At 37.2% G+C, this 17,198-nt stretch carries 17 protein-coding genes; 6 read left to right on the forward strand and 11 right to left on the reverse strand.

What is annotated here, in order from left to right; all coding sequences use genetic code 11:
* Positions 1-94 precede the first annotated feature (94 nt).
* Positions 95-844, forward strand: coding sequence for a TylF/MycF/NovP-related O-methyltransferase (locus JK139_RS11555; RefSeq protein WP_074420033.1), 750 nt, complete (start codon positions 95-97; stop codon positions 842-844).
* 5 nt (positions 845-849) lie between these two features.
* On the opposite strand, the gene JK139_RS11560 is transcribed toward JK139_RS11555, so the two are convergent.
* Together JK139_RS11560 and JK139_RS11565 are read right to left on the reverse strand one after the other, a co-directional pair.
* The gene (locus JK139_RS11560) at positions 850-1,632 is read right to left on the reverse strand and encodes a glycosyltransferase (protein WP_218331326.1); all 783 of its coding nucleotides are present in this window, start codon (positions 1,630-1,632) and stop codon (positions 850-852) included.
* 11 nt (positions 1,633-1,643) lie between these two features.
* On the reverse strand, positions 1,644-2,390 hold the full coding sequence (locus tag JK139_RS11565) for a menaquinone biosynthetic enzyme MqnA/MqnD family protein (RefSeq protein ID WP_218331327.1): 747 nt from the start codon (positions 2,388-2,390) through the stop codon (positions 1,644-1,646).
* Positions 2,391-2,537: 147 nt separating this feature from the next.
* Between JK139_RS11565 and purB the strand changes: the two genes are divergently transcribed.
* Positions 2,538-3,884, forward strand: coding sequence for an adenylosuccinate lyase (gene purB / locus JK139_RS11570; protein WP_218331328.1), 1,347 nt, complete (start codon positions 2,538-2,540; stop codon positions 3,882-3,884).
* An 84-nt stretch (positions 3,885-3,968) separates the two neighbouring features.
* Here the strand turns inward: purB and lepA are convergent, their stop codons facing one another.
* From lepA to JK139_RS11585, 3 genes are all read right to left on the reverse strand, one after another.
* Positions 3,969-5,753, reverse strand: a complete 1,785-nt coding sequence (lepA, locus tag JK139_RS11575; RefSeq protein WP_074420036.1) for a translation elongation factor 4 — start codon at positions 5,751-5,753, stop codon at positions 3,969-3,971.
* A gap of 63 nt (positions 5,754-5,816) precedes the next feature.
* A complete protein-coding gene (locus JK139_RS11580) occupies positions 5,817-6,986 on the reverse strand; it encodes a glycosyltransferase (protein WP_218331329.1) in 1,170 nt (389 codons plus the stop codon).
* 7 nt (positions 6,987-6,993) lie between these two features.
* On the reverse strand, positions 6,994-8,277 hold the full coding sequence (locus JK139_RS11585; RefSeq protein WP_218331330.1) for an oligosaccharide flippase family protein: 1,284 nt from the start codon (positions 8,275-8,277) through the stop codon (positions 6,994-6,996).
* 124 nt (positions 8,278-8,401) lie between these two features.
* On the opposite strand from JK139_RS11585, the gene JK139_RS11590 reads away from it, so the two are divergent.
* Positions 8,402-9,370, forward strand: coding sequence for an ion channel (locus tag JK139_RS11590; RefSeq protein WP_074417730.1), 969 nt, complete (start codon positions 8,402-8,404; stop codon positions 9,368-9,370).
* 2 nt (positions 9,371-9,372) lie between these two features.
* On the opposite strand, the gene JK139_RS11595 is transcribed toward JK139_RS11590, so the two are convergent.
* Genes JK139_RS11595 through JK139_RS11610 form a run of 4 tightly spaced genes read right to left on the reverse strand, consistent with a single transcriptional unit; the run spans position 9,373 to position 12,854 of the window.
* Complete coding sequence (locus JK139_RS11595; protein ID WP_074417731.1) at positions 9,373-9,846, reverse strand: hemerythrin domain-containing protein; 474 nt, start codon at positions 9,844-9,846, stop codon at positions 9,373-9,375.
* Positions 9,847-10,608: a triose-phosphate isomerase gene (gene tpiA / locus JK139_RS11600; RefSeq protein WP_074417732.1), complete on the reverse strand. Its 762-nt coding sequence runs from the start codon at positions 10,606-10,608 to the stop codon at positions 9,847-9,849.
* 37 nt (positions 10,609-10,645) lie between these two features.
* Positions 10,646-11,818 (reverse strand): putative sugar nucleotidyl transferase, encoded by a 1,173-nt coding sequence (locus tag JK139_RS11605; RefSeq protein ID WP_074417733.1) that lies wholly within the window; start codon positions 11,816-11,818, stop codon positions 10,646-10,648.
* 31 nt (positions 11,819-11,849) lie between these two features.
* A complete protein-coding gene (locus JK139_RS11610; protein WP_218331331.1) occupies positions 11,850-12,854 on the reverse strand; it encodes a class 1 isoprenoid biosynthesis enzyme in 1,005 nt (334 codons plus the stop codon).
* Positions 12,855-12,975: 121 nt separating this feature from the next.
* Between JK139_RS11610 and pruA the strand changes: the two genes are divergently transcribed.
* A complete protein-coding gene (gene pruA, locus JK139_RS11615) occupies positions 12,976-14,607 on the forward strand; it encodes an L-glutamate gamma-semialdehyde dehydrogenase (protein WP_074420040.1) in 1,632 nt (543 codons plus the stop codon).
* An 87-nt stretch (positions 14,608-14,694) separates the two neighbouring features.
* Here pruA and JK139_RS11620 read toward each other — a convergent pair whose 3' ends face one another.
* Together JK139_RS11620 and JK139_RS11625 are read right to left on the reverse strand one after the other, a co-directional pair.
* A complete protein-coding gene (locus JK139_RS11620) occupies positions 14,695-14,817 on the reverse strand; it encodes a fasciclin domain-containing protein (protein WP_218331332.1) in 123 nt (40 codons plus the stop codon).
* Between the two features lie 163 nt (positions 14,818-14,980).
* Complete coding sequence (locus JK139_RS11625; protein WP_218331333.1) at positions 14,981-15,160, reverse strand: fasciclin domain-containing protein; 180 nt, start codon at positions 15,158-15,160, stop codon at positions 14,981-14,983.
* A gap of 215 nt (positions 15,161-15,375) precedes the next feature.
* Between JK139_RS11625 and cas6 the strand changes: the two genes are divergently transcribed.
* Together cas6 and JK139_RS11635 are read left to right on the forward strand one after the other, a co-directional pair.
* Positions 15,376-16,164, forward strand: coding sequence for a CRISPR-associated endoribonuclease Cas6 (cas6, locus tag JK139_RS11630; RefSeq protein ID WP_218331334.1), 789 nt, complete (start codon positions 15,376-15,378; stop codon positions 16,162-16,164).
* 9 nt (positions 16,165-16,173) lie between these two features.
* Complete coding sequence (locus JK139_RS11635) at positions 16,174-17,061, forward strand: helix-turn-helix transcriptional regulator (RefSeq protein ID WP_218331335.1); 888 nt, start codon at positions 16,174-16,176, stop codon at positions 17,059-17,061.
* Positions 17,062-17,198 lie beyond the last annotated feature (137 nt).

Consider the following 17,198-nt stretch of genomic DNA (forward strand, 5'->3'; position numbering starts at 1 on the left):
CTTTTGAAATCGGCTGAAATATGTTTCTGTAAAGGGTTTGAACCATTATTTTACAATTTTTGTCGGACAACAATGATATTTTTAATTTAAAAAAATGAAAATAAAACCCATCAAAGCTTTAAAAGTATTTTTTGGTATTGAAGAACAAAAGCAGGCTTATCCCTTAGATTTTGAATCATTTCATCAAAACATCGTTGCTAAAGTAAGACCCTATACAATGACCAGCAATGAACGCTTATATGGATTAATTGAAGCTGTAAAATATATAATACATAATAATATACCCGGCGATTTTGTAGAATGTGGCGTATGGAAAGGAGGCAGCATGATGGCGATAGCTGAAACATTAGTACAATTGGGAATTACTAACCGGCAATTATATTTGTATGATACTTTTACAGGTATGACTGCACCCACTAAAGAAGATCTGGACTCATTGAACCGAGATGCTGCCACCCAATTAAAGCAAGAAGCTGCTAACAAAACCGAAAGTGTTGTTTGGGCATATTCTACTTTAGAAGAAGTAAAAAATAATATTGCCAGCATTCAATATCCATCTGAAAATATACATTTTATTGAAGGTGATATTTTGCAAACAGTTCCTGCAATCATACCGCAACAAATTGCGCTTTTACGTTTAGATACTGATTGGTATGTTTCCACAAAACATGAAATGATTCATTTGTATCCTAAACTCATTCATCTTGGCGTATTAATTATAGATGACTACGGTTTCTGGAAAGGTTCAAGACAGGCAGTAGATGAATATATACAAGAAAATAAAATTCAAATTTTACTCAATCGTATGGATGATACCGGTAGAATTGCAATTAAAAATGCATAGTAACTTTACTTATTTTCCATTCCCAAATGCTTCTTTAATTGAAATAGCCATCGCCCAAATGGAGTTTGCAGTAACAAATACAATACTTTCAAACGAAACTGCCACAATCGGCAGCACACTGAATAGCCAAAGTGTTTTTCATAAATAACTGTGTTTTCATTGAGTGATGCTAAATATTGGGTGGAACTAATACCCGTATCATCAAACAAAGTAATAACCCCATCATAAAATGCATAGGGTTCGCTTTTTATACGGCAAAGCATATCATAATCCATACCAATTTTGTAGTTGATATCATACAGACCGTATCGTTCATACACTTCTTTTTTTACCAACCAGGTGGGATGCGATATACTACGCATGCCTTTGTATAACTGGCTCGCATCAAAAGGCTTACCAACGGTTACCCATTGTTGTGCACGTTTTAAAGTTATTTTGCCACTCATCCATTGTATTTCGGGATGCGCATCCAAAAAACGGTTTACCTCCATTAATACATTTTCATGGGCATACACATCACCTGAATTCAGCAAATGAATAAAACCATTGTGCACCCGGCTAATGCCTTTATTGAATGCATCGGCAATGCCTTTATCGGGTTCATTGATCCATTTTCGGTAAGCGGGCTGCGTTGTTTGTAATAACCAGTCTTGTATATCCGGTGTAGTGGAACCATTAATAATCCAATGTGCAACCGGTTTACAGGTCTGCACATCAACAGCCGCACAGGTTTTTTGCAAAGCCGTTAAGTTATTGTAACAAATGGTTATAATGGTGATGGCTGCCATTGATGCAATGCTTATATTGTGTGAAGTAAAGATAAAAATTGCGCTAATCCTTTTCTCTTCTCATTAGTAAGCAAATAACTAATGTTTGCGGTATAATACTTGTGTAAATCATACACCGGATAATCCATTCCTTCTAACACTTCATGAATATGCAAAACCCCATAACCATTGGCTTTATTGAATGCTTCTATAAATGCTGCATTCAAAGGTTTATTGGCAATCCAGGCTGCAAAAACAAAGGGCAAACCTGTCATTGATTTCCATGCTGCTGCTAAATCGTATACATATGGAGAAATATTGCGTTGTTCCAATGCCCGGTCGCCAATTACTACGCCGGCGGTATTGCCTTTAATCTGTTCTCTGAAATCAATACTGCCATCTATAAAAACGACTTCCTTCTTCCAATAATGCTTCAGCAATACTTTGGCTAAGTTCACCGAAGTGCGGCTTTGATAGTCTAACAGTATATGCGTAACTGATTCAATAGGCTGCTCGCTGAAAATACAAACAGAAGCTACCTCATGCTCAGCACCAATGCAATAATCAGTAATAATGTACGATTCTTTCATTTTGGGCAATACTGCTACGGGAATTAAACCCACATCAATCGTATCATTCAATAACATTTCTGCAATATGGGCGGGATAATCTTCTATTAAATCAATTTGTTGTAATAATGTAGCATTTTGCTTCACTCCAAATAATAAAGGCTTTGTATTTAAATAACTTACAGCGCCAACGCGTATTCTCTTGTCCAATTCTTTTACTTTTGCATGCAAAGAAAAGAAAATTCGGCGGTTTCATTTGTTTATGTAAGTGATGGATTGATTTTTTAGTGATTTCTTTCAACACAGTATGGCAGCAATTGAAACCAAATTTTATTCATGTAATGAAACCAAATTGTAATGGAATTAAACACTTTGACAGCTCTCTCGCCCATTGATGGCCGTTATAGAAAACAAACGGCTCATTTAGATATCTATTTTTCGGAATACGCTTTAATGAAGTACAGGGTAAGGGTTGAAGTTGCTTATTTTATTTTTTTGGCAGAAAAACGATTTTTTAAACTACCGGCTGCATTACAAAAAAAATTATTGGAAATAGCGGATAATCTTAGTCTGGCCGATGCCCATCATATTAAAGAAATAGAGGCCATTACCAACCACGATGTAAAAGCGATAGAATATTTTTTAAAAGAATATATTGAAAAAGCAGGTGGAGCAGCCATTAAAGAATGGGTACATTTTGGTTTAACCTCACAGGATATTAATAATACTGCCATTCCATTGAGTTGGAAAGAATATATTGAACAGGAATATTTGCCCGAATTAATTCACCTGAAACAACAAATAGTTGTGCTGGCTAAACAATGGAAAAAAGTACCCATGCTAGCACGTACACACGGCCAGCCTGCTTCGCCTACAATTTTAGGAAAAGAATTCATGGTTTTTGCCGAGCGTTTAGAACATCAAGTTGCCTCGCTTGCTACCATTCCGTTTACTGCAAAATTTGGCGGTGCTACCGGGAATTTTAATGCCCACGTAGTAGCCTTTCCGAAGAAGAACTGGATACAATTGGGGAATGAATTTGTGGAAAAAAAATTGGGTTTACAAAGGCAACAGTTTACCACACAAATTGAACATTATGATGATTTGGCAGCACATTTAGATGCTATGCAACGCATTAATACCATATTGATTGATTTATGTAGGGATATATGGACTTACATTAGTCAGGATTATTTTAAGCAAAAAACAAAGCAGGGAGAAGTAGGCTCATCGGCCATGCCACATAAAGTAAACCCGATTGATTTTGAAAATGCAGAAGGTAATTTAGGAATAGCCAACGCATTAGCGGCACATATAGCAGCCAAACTGCCGGTTTCAAGGCTGCAACGCGATTTAACCGACTCTACTGTATTACGCAATTTAGGCATTCCGGCAGCCCATACCTGCATTGCTTTCCAATCCATTCTGAAAGGCATCAGCAAATTGGTATTAAATGAAGCCAAAATACAATCAGATTTAGACAATAACTGGGCGGTAGTTGCTGAAGCCATTCAAACTATTTTGCGCCGAGAGAATTATCCCAATCCGTATGAATCACTTAAAGAACTTACCAGAGGCAAAGAAGGTATTACAAAAAATACGTTGCATCATTTTATTGATGGTTTAAAAATTAGTGCAACCCTAAAAAAAGAACTGAAAGCTATTACACCGCATAATTATACCGGTGTATCAGCTCCGTATTAAAAAAGATGGAAGTAATTAATTTTAAAAAGCCTGCTCAAAATTGAATTGAGCAGGCTTTTTGATGATATATGTTTAAAAAATAATTTAATCTAATTTCAAAACGGCTAAAAAGGCTTCCTGAGGCACTTCCACATTACCTATTTGTCGCATACGTTTTTTCCCTTCCTTTTGTTTTTCCAATAATTTACGTTTACGGCTAATATCGCCACCATAGCATTTTGCAGTAACATCTTTTCGCATGGCCGAAATGGTTTCACGTGCAATTACTTTAGCGCCAATAGCAGCCTGTATGGCAATTTGAAATTGTTGACGGGGCAGTAATTCTTTTAACTTTTCACACAATTTACGGCCAAAATCCTGCGCTCTGCTTCTATGAATCAAAGCACTTAAAGCATCCACTTTGTCATTATTCAACAAAATATCCATCTTCACAATATCAGCTTCTCTATACCCGATAGGCGAATAATCGAAAGAGGCATACCCACGGGTACTGCTTTTTAATTTGTCGTAAAAATCAAATACAATTTCTGTAAGTGGCATTTCAAAAATTAATTCTACCCTTGTTGGGGTTAAATACGACTGATTAATGAGAATACCCCGTTTGCCCAAACAAAGTGTCATAATATTGCCAATATAATCCGGCAGTGTAATAATTTGTGCTTTGATAAATGGTTCTTCAATCCTGTCTAAACGCGTAGGATCGGGCATTTCATAAGGATTATTCACTATAATTTTATCGCCTTTTGAAGTATAGGCATGAAAACTAACGTTGGGAACTGTGGTAATAACGGTTTGATTAAATTCTCTTTCTAAGCGCTCCTGAATAATTTCCATGTGCAGCAAACCTAAAAATCCGCATCTAAACCCAAAACCTAAGGCTTTAGAAGTTTCTAATTCAAATGTAAGGGATGCATCATTCAGTTGTAACTTATCCATACATTCCCGCAATTCTTCAAAATCATCTGTATTTACAGGATAAATGCCGGCAAATACCATTGGCTTCACTTCTTCAAAACCCTGAATCATGGTTCCGGGATTAGCGGCTAAGGTAATGGTATCACCCACTTTCACTTCTTTAGCATTTTTAATTCCGGTAATAATATAACCCACATCTCCGGCACGGAGCTCCTCTTTAGGTGTCATGGTTAATTTCAGTACACCCACCTCATCTGCAAAATAATCCTGACCGGTTGATACGAACTGAATTTTATCACCTTTTCGCAGTGTACCATTCATAATTCTGAAGTACACAATAATGCCTCTGAAACTATTGAAAACACTATCAAAAATCAGCGCCTGCAATGGTGCATCCACATCTCCTTTCGGAGCAGGAATACGCTCAATAATGGCCTGAAGAATTTCAGTAATGCCAATGCCCGATTTGCCGCTGGCCAATAAAATTTCTTCGGGCTTACAGCCAATTAAATCTACAATCTGATCAGTTACTTCCGGAATCATGGCCCCATCCATATCAATTTTATTGATAACAGGAATAATTTCCAAATCATTATCAATGGCCAGATACAGGTTACTGATGGTTTGAGCCTGTATGCCTTGTGATGCATCTACCAACAATAAAGCACCTTCACAGGCTGCCAATGCACGACTTACTTCATAACTAAAATCAACGTGGCCGGGTGTATCAATCAGGTTTAAAATGTATTCTTCTCCTTTGTACGGATAATTAATTTGAATAGCATGACTTTTAATGGTAATGCCTTTTTCGCGTTCCAAATCCATATCATCCAATACCTGATCCATCATATCTCTGGAGCCGATGGTCTTGGTTTCTTCCAATAATCGATCCGCCAGCGTACTTTTTCCGTGGTCAATATGTGCTATAATGCAAAAGTTTCTAATATTTTTCATACAAATGCAAAGATATAAGGATAGCTGTCAAGTAGACGGTGGTGGGGAATTTTTGCGAATAATTTATCCATTTTTGTGTAGCAGTAAAGGGGGGTATAGATTCAGAATAAGCCGGGCAATGACGGGAGCAGCAAATACTTTAGCAGCAGCCTGTGCAATTTCGGCCCGGTTGTATTGATGGTATTGCTGCATCATCCTGATACAGGCTGCAACCAGTGCCTGCTCATCACCGGGTGCAACAACGATTCCATTGCCTGCATGAATGGGTTCTGCAGCGCCACCGGCATTGGAAGTAATAACCGGTAAACCGCAACACAGTGCTTCGGCAATTACACAGGGTGCATTTTCCTGCCAACTGAACAATACCATTGCAGATGCTTGTTGCATAACAGCAGCCACATCCTCATGTTGCAATTCTCCTGTAAATTCTATGTATTCAGATAATTTTTTTTCTACAATCAGTCTTTCAATTTCAGGAGTTACCGGCCCTACCAACACTAATTTCCATTGCGCATGATAATATATCAATTGCTGAAATGCGTTTAGCAATCCGTGAATGTTTTTCTGTGACAAAAAAGAAGATACATGTAAAAAAGTAAACACATGATTAGCAATATCGGGTTGATAATAAAACTTTTCAGTATCGGCTAAATTAGGAATAACGCTAACCCGCTGTAAATGGAAAAATTTTTTTAAACGAAAAGCAATAGTTTGTGAAACATTGGTAACCAAGGCTGCTTCTTTTAAAACAGATTGTACAGCTTTTCTGAACCAGAAAGGCCTGTTTTGAAAAGCATCCATTGCAGTGGCGGCATACATGGAAGCATGTTCAGAAACAATATAAGGTATGTCATTTTTTTTGCACCAGCTACGTGCTACCATTCCTGCCCTGATGGGTGCATGTACATGAAGTAAATCGGGCAATCCAAACGCTGCAACATATTTTTTAAGTATGGCCTTGTAACAATGTAAGTAGGCAAAATGATATAAAAGGGTATTGAGTTTTTTGAATCGGGTTGGTGTATAGTTAAAATAAACAATCCATTCTTCCAGGCCATCAATTTTTGTACGTTCCCATTTAGCATGTGTTTTAAACCTGCTGCCTGCCTGCACCACATGAATCACTACCAAAGGCATAAAAGCAGCAACGGCTTTGGCATTGCGTTGAATAAAATCGCCATTTTTAGGTTCTAATTCATCAGGATACCAACTGGCCAACCACAATACCTTCATATTATTCTTATTTTGAATGGAATAATGCCTGAATAAAACGACAATCTGATTTTTTCAGGGAAAACAAATCAATAGAAAGCGATGGCGGCATTTTTTTGTACTGATACAATGCCCATAAAGCAGCCACTATGTAAGACAAGGTACTTACCAACGCTGCCCAAAAAATAGTATAAAAAGGTATAATCAAAATATTTCCTGCAATAGTAGTTACAGCAGCCAAAGCTGCTCCTACTATATTGATGCGAACGCGATTCATTCCACCAAAATAAGCAGAAAGCAAGTTTAAACAAGATAGAAAAAATAAACCCGGAATGAACAGCAACAATACTTTGTGGATATTATTGAAGCTGGAACCAAAAAGATGCGTAAAAATAAATTGTCCGCCCGCTGCCACTACAATAAACAGTATCGAAAACATTAAGAAAAAAAACTTCATGAATGCGGCTAACCATTCATTCATTTGTTGGGTAGCGCCGCCATTGGCTGTTGTATTAAAAATTACCGGAGCAATGAATTGTGGAAGCAGGATAAACATTTGTGCTAATCTGGCTGCCTGAATGTAATTGCCTGCATCATTAGCGGTGGTGTATTGATGCACAAACCAATAGTCTAACCGATACACTATAAAAAACAACACATTGGCCCACAATGCTTTCATCGCATATTGGTACACCTGCTTAAAAGATGAATGCATGGAACCGTTTTCCGTTTTCCATTTTACTTGTTGCATAAACACCAGCAAAACAACCACTCCATTCAAAAAAATAAAATAAAAATATGTTTTAAATAGAATTGCTATAGCAAAGTTTTTTCGATATTCAACCCACAAAATAAACACTAACAAAACGTTCAGTATGGCCTGTACTAAATTGGGTTTCAGATATTGCTTTCCGGCATACAATGTGGCTAAAAAAAAGTTAGTAAGCAATGTGCCGGAAACAAACAGATACAAACCTGTATTAAAACCATTGGTGAGCCTTGCAAAGAAAGTTGGAAACAATAACTGAACCATCAACAATACCATTAAAAGCACAATAATTTGGAACAAAGCCATTGTTATAGCGTGTTTAGCTCCTAATTTTTCTCCTGCATAATAATAACCCAAAGCACTTTCTAAACTCATCCCTCCTATTAAAACAATCAGTGCAAAAATAGCCGAAGCGTACAAAAGCATTCCGGTGGCAGCGGCATTGGTAAAACTGGCAATGGCAACATTTACCAATAAAGCACTTAGCACATAGATGCTTCTTGCCAAAATTTGTTGTTGTACATTCTTTTTTAAACTTATCAAAGCAAACATTTTTAGGCTAATTAAAAATAGCAGCTGCAAACCTGCAATCAAATATAATATGGGTCTATCAACCATCAACAATACAATTAAAATACTTTATTTTCGATGCAGCAACCAATGATATATGCCTTTTATCAAGCACATTAATAAAAAAGCAAAAAACGAAACAGAAACCGGTTTAAGCACTGTAAGTAGTTTGGTGGGCGGTCGGTTATTGAATCGCGATGGCACCCCAAACATTCAGGTAAAAGGAATGCGTTTTTTTGAAAGGTTAAATGTATATCATGCACTCCTATCGATGTCTATATGGAAGTTTTTACTGATTATTGTATTGTTTTTTATTACTATAAATATTTTATTTGCGGGTATTTATTTAGGGATAGGTTTAGATCATTTAGGAGGTATTGAAACCACTACGGCAGCAGAAAAGTTTGGAGAGGCCTTCTTTTTCAGTGCCCAAACATTTACAACAGTTGGGTATGGAAGAATAAGCCCCATTGGCTTTATGGCCAGTTTTGTTGCTTCATTAGAAGCCTTATTCGGGCTTTTGAGTTTTGCCATAGCAACCGGGTTAATGTATGGTCGATTTGCCAGGCCCAAAGCTTACATTCAATACAGTAAAAATGCTTTGTTTGTTCCTTTCAAAGATGGCGTGGCTTTGATGGTTAGATTGGTGCCTTATACAAAAAATTATTTGGTAAATGTAGAAGCCCGTTTTACTATTTCTTTAAAAATTATGGAAGATGGTGTGATGAAAAATAGATTTTTCAGTGCCGCATTGGATATTTCAAAAGCTTCTACCTTAATGTCGAACTGGACGCTGGTGCATCCCATTCAACAAGATAGTCCGCTTTATGGCCTCACAAAAGCAGATATAGCTACAGCAGAAACTGAATTGCTGGTGTTTTTAGAAGGATTTGATGAAAGTTTTTCATCAACCGTTGTTTCAAGAACTTCGTATACCTATCGTGAATTTATTTATGGCGCCAAGTTCGTTCCCATGTATCATCCTTCGGAAGATGGTTCCACTACCATTTTGTATTTAGATAAACTAAATGCGTATGAACCCGCCCCCCTTCCTGTTTCCATGTAACATTATTCCCAAAAACGAATGGGATATTGCATACAATTATGATCTTCTTCTCCCTGCAATACTTTCCCAATGCGTTGCAGCGCCTCACTATTAATGGTAGTTTCAATATGCGGGAACAAAATTCGCTCTTCAAAACGTATATGTTTTTCCAGCAATTCACTCAATTGTGTAATATCATTGCAGGTAACATGAATGGCCATTTGTTTAAAATATTGCTGCAATAAACGATGCTCAGTTAACATTTGTTGAATGCCGCTGTTTAATACAGGATAAGTATTCCCTAAATTACGCAGGCAAATTTCTTCTAACTGAAAATGGTGTTGCAAATCGGTTTCCCAAAAATGAATGGAAAAATCGCAGATAATTTTTATAGCTGCATTTTTGGCAATCCCCTTTTTCAACAACAGGCAAAATAATAAGCCATTGTGATGCTGCCTTGACAGTGGCTGCATGGCTTCTGTTCGTTTAATGGGCATTTAATCTAATGATTGTATGATGGTAATAAATTCTGCCGCCTGTAAAGATGCCCCACCTACCAATCCGCCATCAACATCGGGTTGCGAAAACAACTCTTTTGCATTGGCAGCTTTTACACTACCGCCATATAAAATGGAAACAGATTGTGCAATATGATGGCCATATTTTTGTTCTAATTGCTGACGAATAAAAGCATGCATTTGCTGTGCCTGAGCTGTTGTGGCTGTTTTGCCGGTTCCAATAGCCCATATAGGTTCATAAGCAATAACTATCTGCTGTATTTGTTCAGTGGTTAAATGAAAAATGGATTCAACCAATTGATTGGCAACATACTCGGTTTCTTTACCTGCTTCTCTTACAACCAATGGTTCACCACAACAAAACAAAGGTTGCAATTGGTGCGCTAAGCATAGGTCAATTTTTTCTGCCAGCATGGCATTGGTTTCATTAAAATATTCTCTCCTTTCACTATGGCCTATTATAACATATTGTACACCTACCGATTGCAACATGAAAGCAGCCGTTTCACCTGTATATGCACCTGATTTTTTATGGGAACAATTTTGTGCGGCAATAAAAATATTTTCTTTTCCACCACATTTTTCTACAGCCATGGGTATATAAGGAAATGGAACAGCAAAAATTACTTCCCGACCGGGCAATAGCGCCAACGGCGCCTGCAATATATTGGTTAATAAAGTGGTACCTTCTTCCAGGTTTAAATTCATTTTCCAGTTGGCGGCTGCAATTTGTTTGCGCATGTTGTTGATAATTTAATTCAATTTAAAAATAAAGTGTTTACTCACTCAATTGCTCAAAGATATGCTGCAGTATTTTAATTTCATGATTTGATAGCCTGCATTTTTTAAATTCCATCCAATGTGAAATATCCGCTATTGCCTGCTTCAAGTTGTATTTTTTTTCTAACCCCCATGAAAAATGCGGCAGGTGTCTGGGCAACAATCCCGCTCCAAAAACATTACAACAAATACCCATTACAGTAGCCGTGTTGATGGAGGAATTGATGGCTACACGGGTATAATCGCCCATTAAAACGCCACATTTTTGCAGAAGATTACCATAGGTTTTTGTAGCATCATTCCACACCGAAACCGGGGCTCCGCTATTTTTTATGTTGCTATTGCTGGTTCCTGCACCTATATTACACCAGTTCCCAACCACACTATCACCTAAATAACCATGATGCGCTTTGTTGCTATAATCCATGATAATACTGTTTTTAATTTCACCACCCGCCACGCTATACCTGCCAATTGAAGTGCCTCCATAAATAGCAGCTCCCATTTTTACTACAGCATTTGCACCAACGGCAATGGGGCCACGTAACAAAGCACCTTCCATCACCAAAGCATTTTCGCCAATGTATACAGGGCCATCGTTTGCATTGATGGTAACGTGTTTTACTATGGCATCAGGTGCTATCCATACTGCATTAGGATTTTCAATACGATTGGATGCATCCATTGTACCCGGTTGTTGTAAAGAACGAACTAATGTAATATCTTCCTGAATGATGGCTGCATTGAACCGAAACAAATCGGTAACAGATTGCAGCATTTGAAGGGAATGTTGAAATGAATTGGGAACAACAATATTATTTGTTTCATTTCGAAAAAAATTTAGAGCCATTACATAATTGCCACAAAAAGCAATCATCCGGTTTTGATAAATAACAGATTGTCCGGGCCGTAAAGCAACCAATGTATTCAACAACTCAATATTGGGTAAAATATTGGCGGCAACATAAATTGCTTCATTTTCAGGTACCGATGGGTATAAATTGCATAAATAATCTATTGTAGCAATATACACCGTAGTGCCAGAAAATTTTTCCCAACGTTCTTTTTGCGTAAAAATGCCAAAACGCAAATCAGCTACCGACCGGTTCACTGAAAAGGGATAAAAATCATTCCGCCAATCGGCATTATCGTACAATACAATAGGTAGCATATAGCAACTTTTTAAAATGAAAATTTATATTTCATAACCAATCATTTCCATGCTCAACAAATAGTTGTATCCAGCGTTTTCTGTTGCTGTATTTTTCCATATCAATAATTAAATCTTTTCTGGACAGTGTAGCAAAATCCGGCAAAGTACCCAATCGGCTTTCAATTTGTTGTAATTGTTCAATGGCCAGAAATCCCAAACAATATACCGCAGCCATGGTATAATTAAACAAACGTTTTTGTTTGTCAGGTGCATTCAGGGCATTGATTTCGTTTTTTAACAATAGAACTTGTTGCTTATAAGCATGCTGTATAGCAGCAACAGAAGAAGAATGGTTGGCAAACGTATAAATTCCCGCCCTGCTGTCTTTGTAAGTATCAAACAAATCATTGATCATTTGAATAATAGTACCTAACAAATACCAGCATTTTTTTTCTGCCCCGGTACCTTCCACATCCATATAAAAATAACACATCAGCACTGCAAAGCCGCCTTTACGATGGGTTACAGACAATAATGTTTCTGCTGAAATAGATAGATTGAATTGTTGTAAAGAATCTTTCTGGGCCGTAAACATATCATGAAACAAAGCAAGATATGCTTCCTTCTGTTTTACTTCCTGCAATAAATACCGGTGAATGGCTCTGATGAGATATTCATCATCCGACTTAGGCGTATAATCATCACCCGAAAAAGTAAGGGCTTCAATTTCAGCAACAGTTAATGCATGGGTATCAAAAAAATCATCGTACATCGATGCCATTACAAAATAATATACCAATCGGGTTTTTTCAGCAATAGTAGTATAACGTCCATGCAATTGCGTAAAAGCATCGCAAACAATGGGGGTATAAATGGCATAACTAATAATGGATTTTTGTTTTACCGCATCAGCTATTAAAACGCCATGTTTTGTTTCAATAGCTGCAATCAGTTCCTGTGCAAAACGCTTCGATTGCCGCCTGCTGATAATAAAATGCAACAAAAGTTTGAAAACGACCGGAATGGCCAGTATGTATTTCTTTAAAGTTTCCACAGATTACAAAGAAACTATTATTTAGCATATCATTTTCATAGAATCAGAACCATGCTTTTTGTTACATGCCAAACAAAACAAGTTTAGTAACTTGCAGTTTTATTCAACAAATCATTGCACCATGAGTTTAGGCACATTTTCTTATCCCATGCCGGCCAATGAGCCGGTTTTACAGTATGCACCCGGAAGTAAAGAACGGGAATTGCTCAAAAAAGCATTAGCCGAATTAAAAGCAGCTACAGCAGATATACCCATGTATATTGGCTCTAAAGAAGTGAAAACCAATAAAAAAATAGCACTGCATCCGCCACATGAAATAAAACACACTTTAGGTTATTTTCATGCAGGAGATGAAAAGCATGTACAGCAAGCCATAGATGCAGCATTAACGGCCAGAGAAGCATGGGCTGATATGCCTTGGGAAGACAGAGCAGGGATTTTCTTAAAAGCTGCCGATTTGCTGGCTACGAAATACCGACCCTATTTGAATGCAGCCACCATGTTGGGGCAAAGTAAAAATGCTTTTCAGGCAGAAATTGACAGCGCCTGTGAATTAATAGATTTTTTACGATTTAATGTTCATTATTTAAGTGAAATATACCGGCAACAACCCAATAGTGCCCCAGGTATGCACAACCGTATGGAATACCGACCTTTAGAAGGTTTTGTAGTTGCAATAACCCCATTTAACTTTACTGCCATTAGTGGTAATTTACCTACTTCGGCTGCCATGTGCGGTAATGTAGTAGTTTGGAAACCAGCCAATACGCAGGTATTTGCGGCACAGTTGTTTATGAAAATATTGCTGGAAGCAGGTTTGCCACAAGGGGTAATTAATTTAATTTATGTGGATGGGCCGACTTTGGGAAAAGTTTGTTTTAATCACCGGGATTTTGCCGGTGTGCATTTTACCGGTTCAACCGGCGTATTCAATACCATGTGGGAAACCATTGGAAAAAATATGGCCATATACAAGTCATACCCCCGTATTGTTGGCGAAACCGGAGGAAAAGATTTTGTAGTAGTACACAAATCAGCCGACGTTGATGTAACCGTTACTGCATTGTTACGTGGTGCTTTTGAATATCAGGGACAAAAATGTTCTGCGGCATCCCGGGCATATATTCCTTCTAATCTTTCTGAAAAGATCAAGAAAAAATTAGTGGCAGGTGTGAATAGTTTTAAAATGGGAACCGTAGAAGATTTCAGTAATTTTATGAATGCCGTAATTGATGAAAAAAGTTTTGACAAAATTAAAAGTTATATTGACGGAGCCAAGCGCTCTAAAAAAGCTTCCATTTTAGTGGGTGGTGAATGCAGCAAAAAAGAAGGCTACTTTATACAGCCTACCATTATTATAGCAGAAGATCCGAAATATGTAACACTTTGTGAAGAAATATTTGGGCCTGTACTTACCCTGTATGTATATCCTGCCAACGAATTTGAAGCTGTATTAGATTTGGTTGACGGTACATCACCTTATGCATTAACAGGTTCTATCATAGCAAAAGACCGTGAAGCCATTGTTTTGGCTACACACAAACTACGCAATGCTGCCGGTAATTTTTATATTAATGATAAACCTACCGGAGCGGTAGTTGGGCAACAACCCTTTGGTGGGGCCAGAGCCAGTGGTACCAACGACAAAGCAGGAAGTATTTTAAACCTGTACCGCTGGTTAAGTGCCAGAACTATTAAAGAAACATTTAACCCTCCCGTTGATTACGGTTATACCTTTATGCAGGAGTCATAACAAGAATACAATAAATAAAACACAAAAAGCAGCCCATTCTTATGCCAGGGCTGCTTTTTACATTTGAAGGGATATATAAAAATTTATTCAGGCATTAATTACATGTATTACTCCGTTACTTGCCATTATAGCAGTAGCAGTAACCATTGCTGTGCCACCTTTAGCATCAGTCAGCAAAACCTTTACATCATGTAACCTTGCCTTCAACATTCCTCTTGCAAGTTTATATTTGGGCAGTACCGTGTACTTTTTGAATGGCAGCCTTTACATATTTGGCGGTTAATTTACCCGGTACAATATTGTAAGTTAAAATTTTAATGATCAAAGCCTTGTTTTCAGGCTTCAATAAATTGGCAATGGTACCATCCGGCAATTAATTAAATGCTGCATTGGTAAGAGCAAAAACCGTAAAGTGCCCCTTCCCTTCTAAAGCCTGCGCCAATCCTGCTGTTTTAACGGCAGCAATGGCTAAAACTGTTTTCTGCGCTTGTACCGAAAACGAACCCGGCAAAAGAATTGCTGCAAAGGCAAAGAATAATAATTTTGTTTTCATAACGCATTTTTTAAACGATTGTGCATAATAAAAGGTTAGATTATTTTCATATTTTAATAAGATATTCTATTTTGTGTAATGATTACAGGCAGCAATAATTTTTTTCATTCAACAAAAAAGTTTGAATGAAATAGAAAATTCATTTAAAAAAATTTTGAATCAACCTGTTTGTAAGAATATTCATTTTAAATACAGCAAACTATTATCCATTCAATATGCAATTTCAACTTACATTAGAATCAAATACGCCTGCTATCATTGGTTTAAATTACCAGTATCCTTTATCGGCCGCTATTTATAAAATTATACAACAGTCTGACGAAGTTTATGCCCGCTTTCTGCACAATGCCGGCTATACATCCGGCTTCAAATCCTTTAAATTGTTTACCTTTTCCAACCTCAATATTCCTTTTGAAATAAAGGGAGATAGAATGATATGTACAACCAATCGTGCCACCTTGTTAACTTGTTTTCACATGCCGGATGCGGCCACCCATTTTATTAAAGGTATTTTTCTACATCAACAAATTACTATAGCCGACAGCCGTTCAAAGGCACATTTCATGATTAAAGAAGTACAATTATTGCCAACTCCGAAATTAGATGCCATAGCTACTTTGTGGTTTGTACCTGCCAGTCCGTTAGTAACCGGACTAAAAAACAACAGGGGGCATTATGATTATATGTCGCCGCTTGATCAGGGTTATGAAAATAGTATCCGTTATAATTTAGTAGAAAAATGGAATAGCATTCACCCTTTAAGTACAGAAGAAAAGCAACAACTTTTTGAAACCATTCAAATAAAAACAGCGTATTATGCCACGCCTCCAAGGCACAGATTAATTACTATAAAAGAAAACACACCTGAGGAAACCAAAATTAGAGGATACGAAAAATTTAAAATACAAATAAAATCCCCGGCTCCTATCATTGAATTCGCCATGAACGCAGGTCTGGGTATTTATAATGCCATGGGCATGGGTTGCATTAAACCATTGGAATAAACAAAGCATATGGATCAGCAAAAAATACAACGATTGCTTCGCCTGTTAATGCTATTATCCGGACAGAAGCGATATAATTTACAGGAACTTATATCCAGAATGGAAATTTCTGAACGAACCATTTACCGGTATTTAGAAAGTTTTGAAACAGCCGGTTTTGTGATAGAACGCAACAATGGCAATTATCGGTTACAACAGGCACACAGTGCCACCAGAACCCTTCAAAATTTAATGCATTTTACCGAAGAAGAATTACTCATATTATTTGATACCCTTTCTTTAATTGAAGGAACATCTGCCATTAAAGAACAGCTAATCAGAAAATTAAACATGCTGTACGATTATAAAGTATTGCAATCATTACAAGAAACAGATGATTTGTTGAAAATACAAAGCATTGCCCAGTCTATTCGGCAGAAAAAGCAGGTACTATTTAAAAATTACCGTTCATCCAATAGTAACATCATATCAGACAGAAAAGTAGAACCATTCGATTTTACAACCGATTACCGTTCTGTTTGGTGTTATGAACACCAAAGCCGGCAATGCAAACAATTTAAATTAGCCCGTATACAAAGTATAGCAATATTACCTAATACATGGGAAAAGGAAGAAAAACACCACATTCATTTTACCGATGCATTCCGTATTTCGGCTAAAAAACCGGTGGGCAAAGTAGTTATAAGGCTCAGCTTAAAAGCGTATAATTTATTGGTAGAAGAATTTCCGCTCACAGCAAAATACATTGATAAAGAAAAAAATACGTATCTTTTAACCATTGCTGTAGCCGGATTTCAGGGTATTGGGCGATTTGTACTGGGCCTGCCCGGCGAAATAGAAGTATTGGGTAGCCCGGAATTCATAGAATTTTTAAGTAAGGAAAGAAAAAAATTTTAACTGACGGAAGTTGGCAGTGAGGTTGATGAAATTTGTGAGTGAGATAAGTGGAGATGGGGTAAGTTGGGAATTAAGGAATGAATTCTTTAAATTAGATTGATTAAATTTTTAGAAGATTAAATTATGTGAAATTAAAT

The organism is Hydrotalea lipotrueae, assembly GCF_019249625.1.
Lineage (GTDB): Bacteria > Bacteroidota > Bacteroidia > Chitinophagales > Chitinophagaceae > Hydrotalea > Hydrotalea flava.

Bases quoted from the DNA above. Each gene is read 5' to 3' on its own strand.
- JK139_RS11555 (WP_074420033.1), top strand. From the start codon at position 95: ATGAAAATAAAACCCATCAAAGCTTTAAAAGTATTTTTTGGTATTGAA.
- JK139_RS11560 (WP_218331326.1), bottom strand. From the start codon at position 1,632: ATGGCAGCCATCACCATTATAACCATTTGTTACAATAACTTAACGGCT.
- purB (WP_218331328.1), top strand. From the start codon at position 2,538: ATGGAATTAAACACTTTGACAGCTCTCTCGCCCATTGATGGCCGTTAT.
- lepA (WP_074420036.1), bottom strand. From the start codon at position 5,753: ATGAAAAATATTAGAAACTTTTGCATTATAGCACATATTGACCACGGA.
- JK139_RS11580 (WP_218331329.1), bottom strand. From the start codon at position 6,986: ATGAAGGTATTGTGGTTGGCCAGTTGGTATCCTGATGAATTAGAACCT.
- JK139_RS11590 (WP_074417730.1), top strand. From the start codon at position 8,402: ATGCCTTTTATCAAGCACATTAATAAAAAAGCAAAAAACGAAACAGAA.
- JK139_RS11595 (WP_074417731.1), bottom strand. From the start codon at position 9,846: ATGCCCATTAAACGAACAGAAGCCATGCAGCCACTGTCAAGGCAGCAT.
- tpiA (WP_074417732.1), bottom strand. From the start codon at position 10,608: ATGCGCAAACAAATTGCAGCCGCCAACTGGAAAATGAATTTAAACCTG.
- JK139_RS11605 (WP_074417733.1), bottom strand. From the start codon at position 11,818: ATGCTACCTATTGTATTGTACGATAATGCCGATTGGCGGAATGATTTT.
- pruA (WP_074420040.1), top strand. From the start codon at position 12,976: ATGAGTTTAGGCACATTTTCTTATCCCATGCCGGCCAATGAGCCGGTT.
- JK139_RS11620 (WP_218331332.1), bottom strand. From the start codon at position 14,817: ATGTTGAAGGCAAGGTTACATGATGTAAAGGTTTTGCTGACTGATGCT.
- JK139_RS11625 (WP_218331333.1), bottom strand. From the start codon at position 15,160: ATGAAAACAAAATTATTATTCTTTGCCTTTGCAGCAATTCTTTTGCCG.
- cas6 (WP_218331334.1), top strand. From the start codon at position 15,376: ATGCAATTTCAACTTACATTAGAATCAAATACGCCTGCTATCATTGGT.
- JK139_RS11635 (WP_218331335.1), top strand. From the start codon at position 16,174: ATGGATCAGCAAAAAATACAACGATTGCTTCGCCTGTTAATGCTATTA.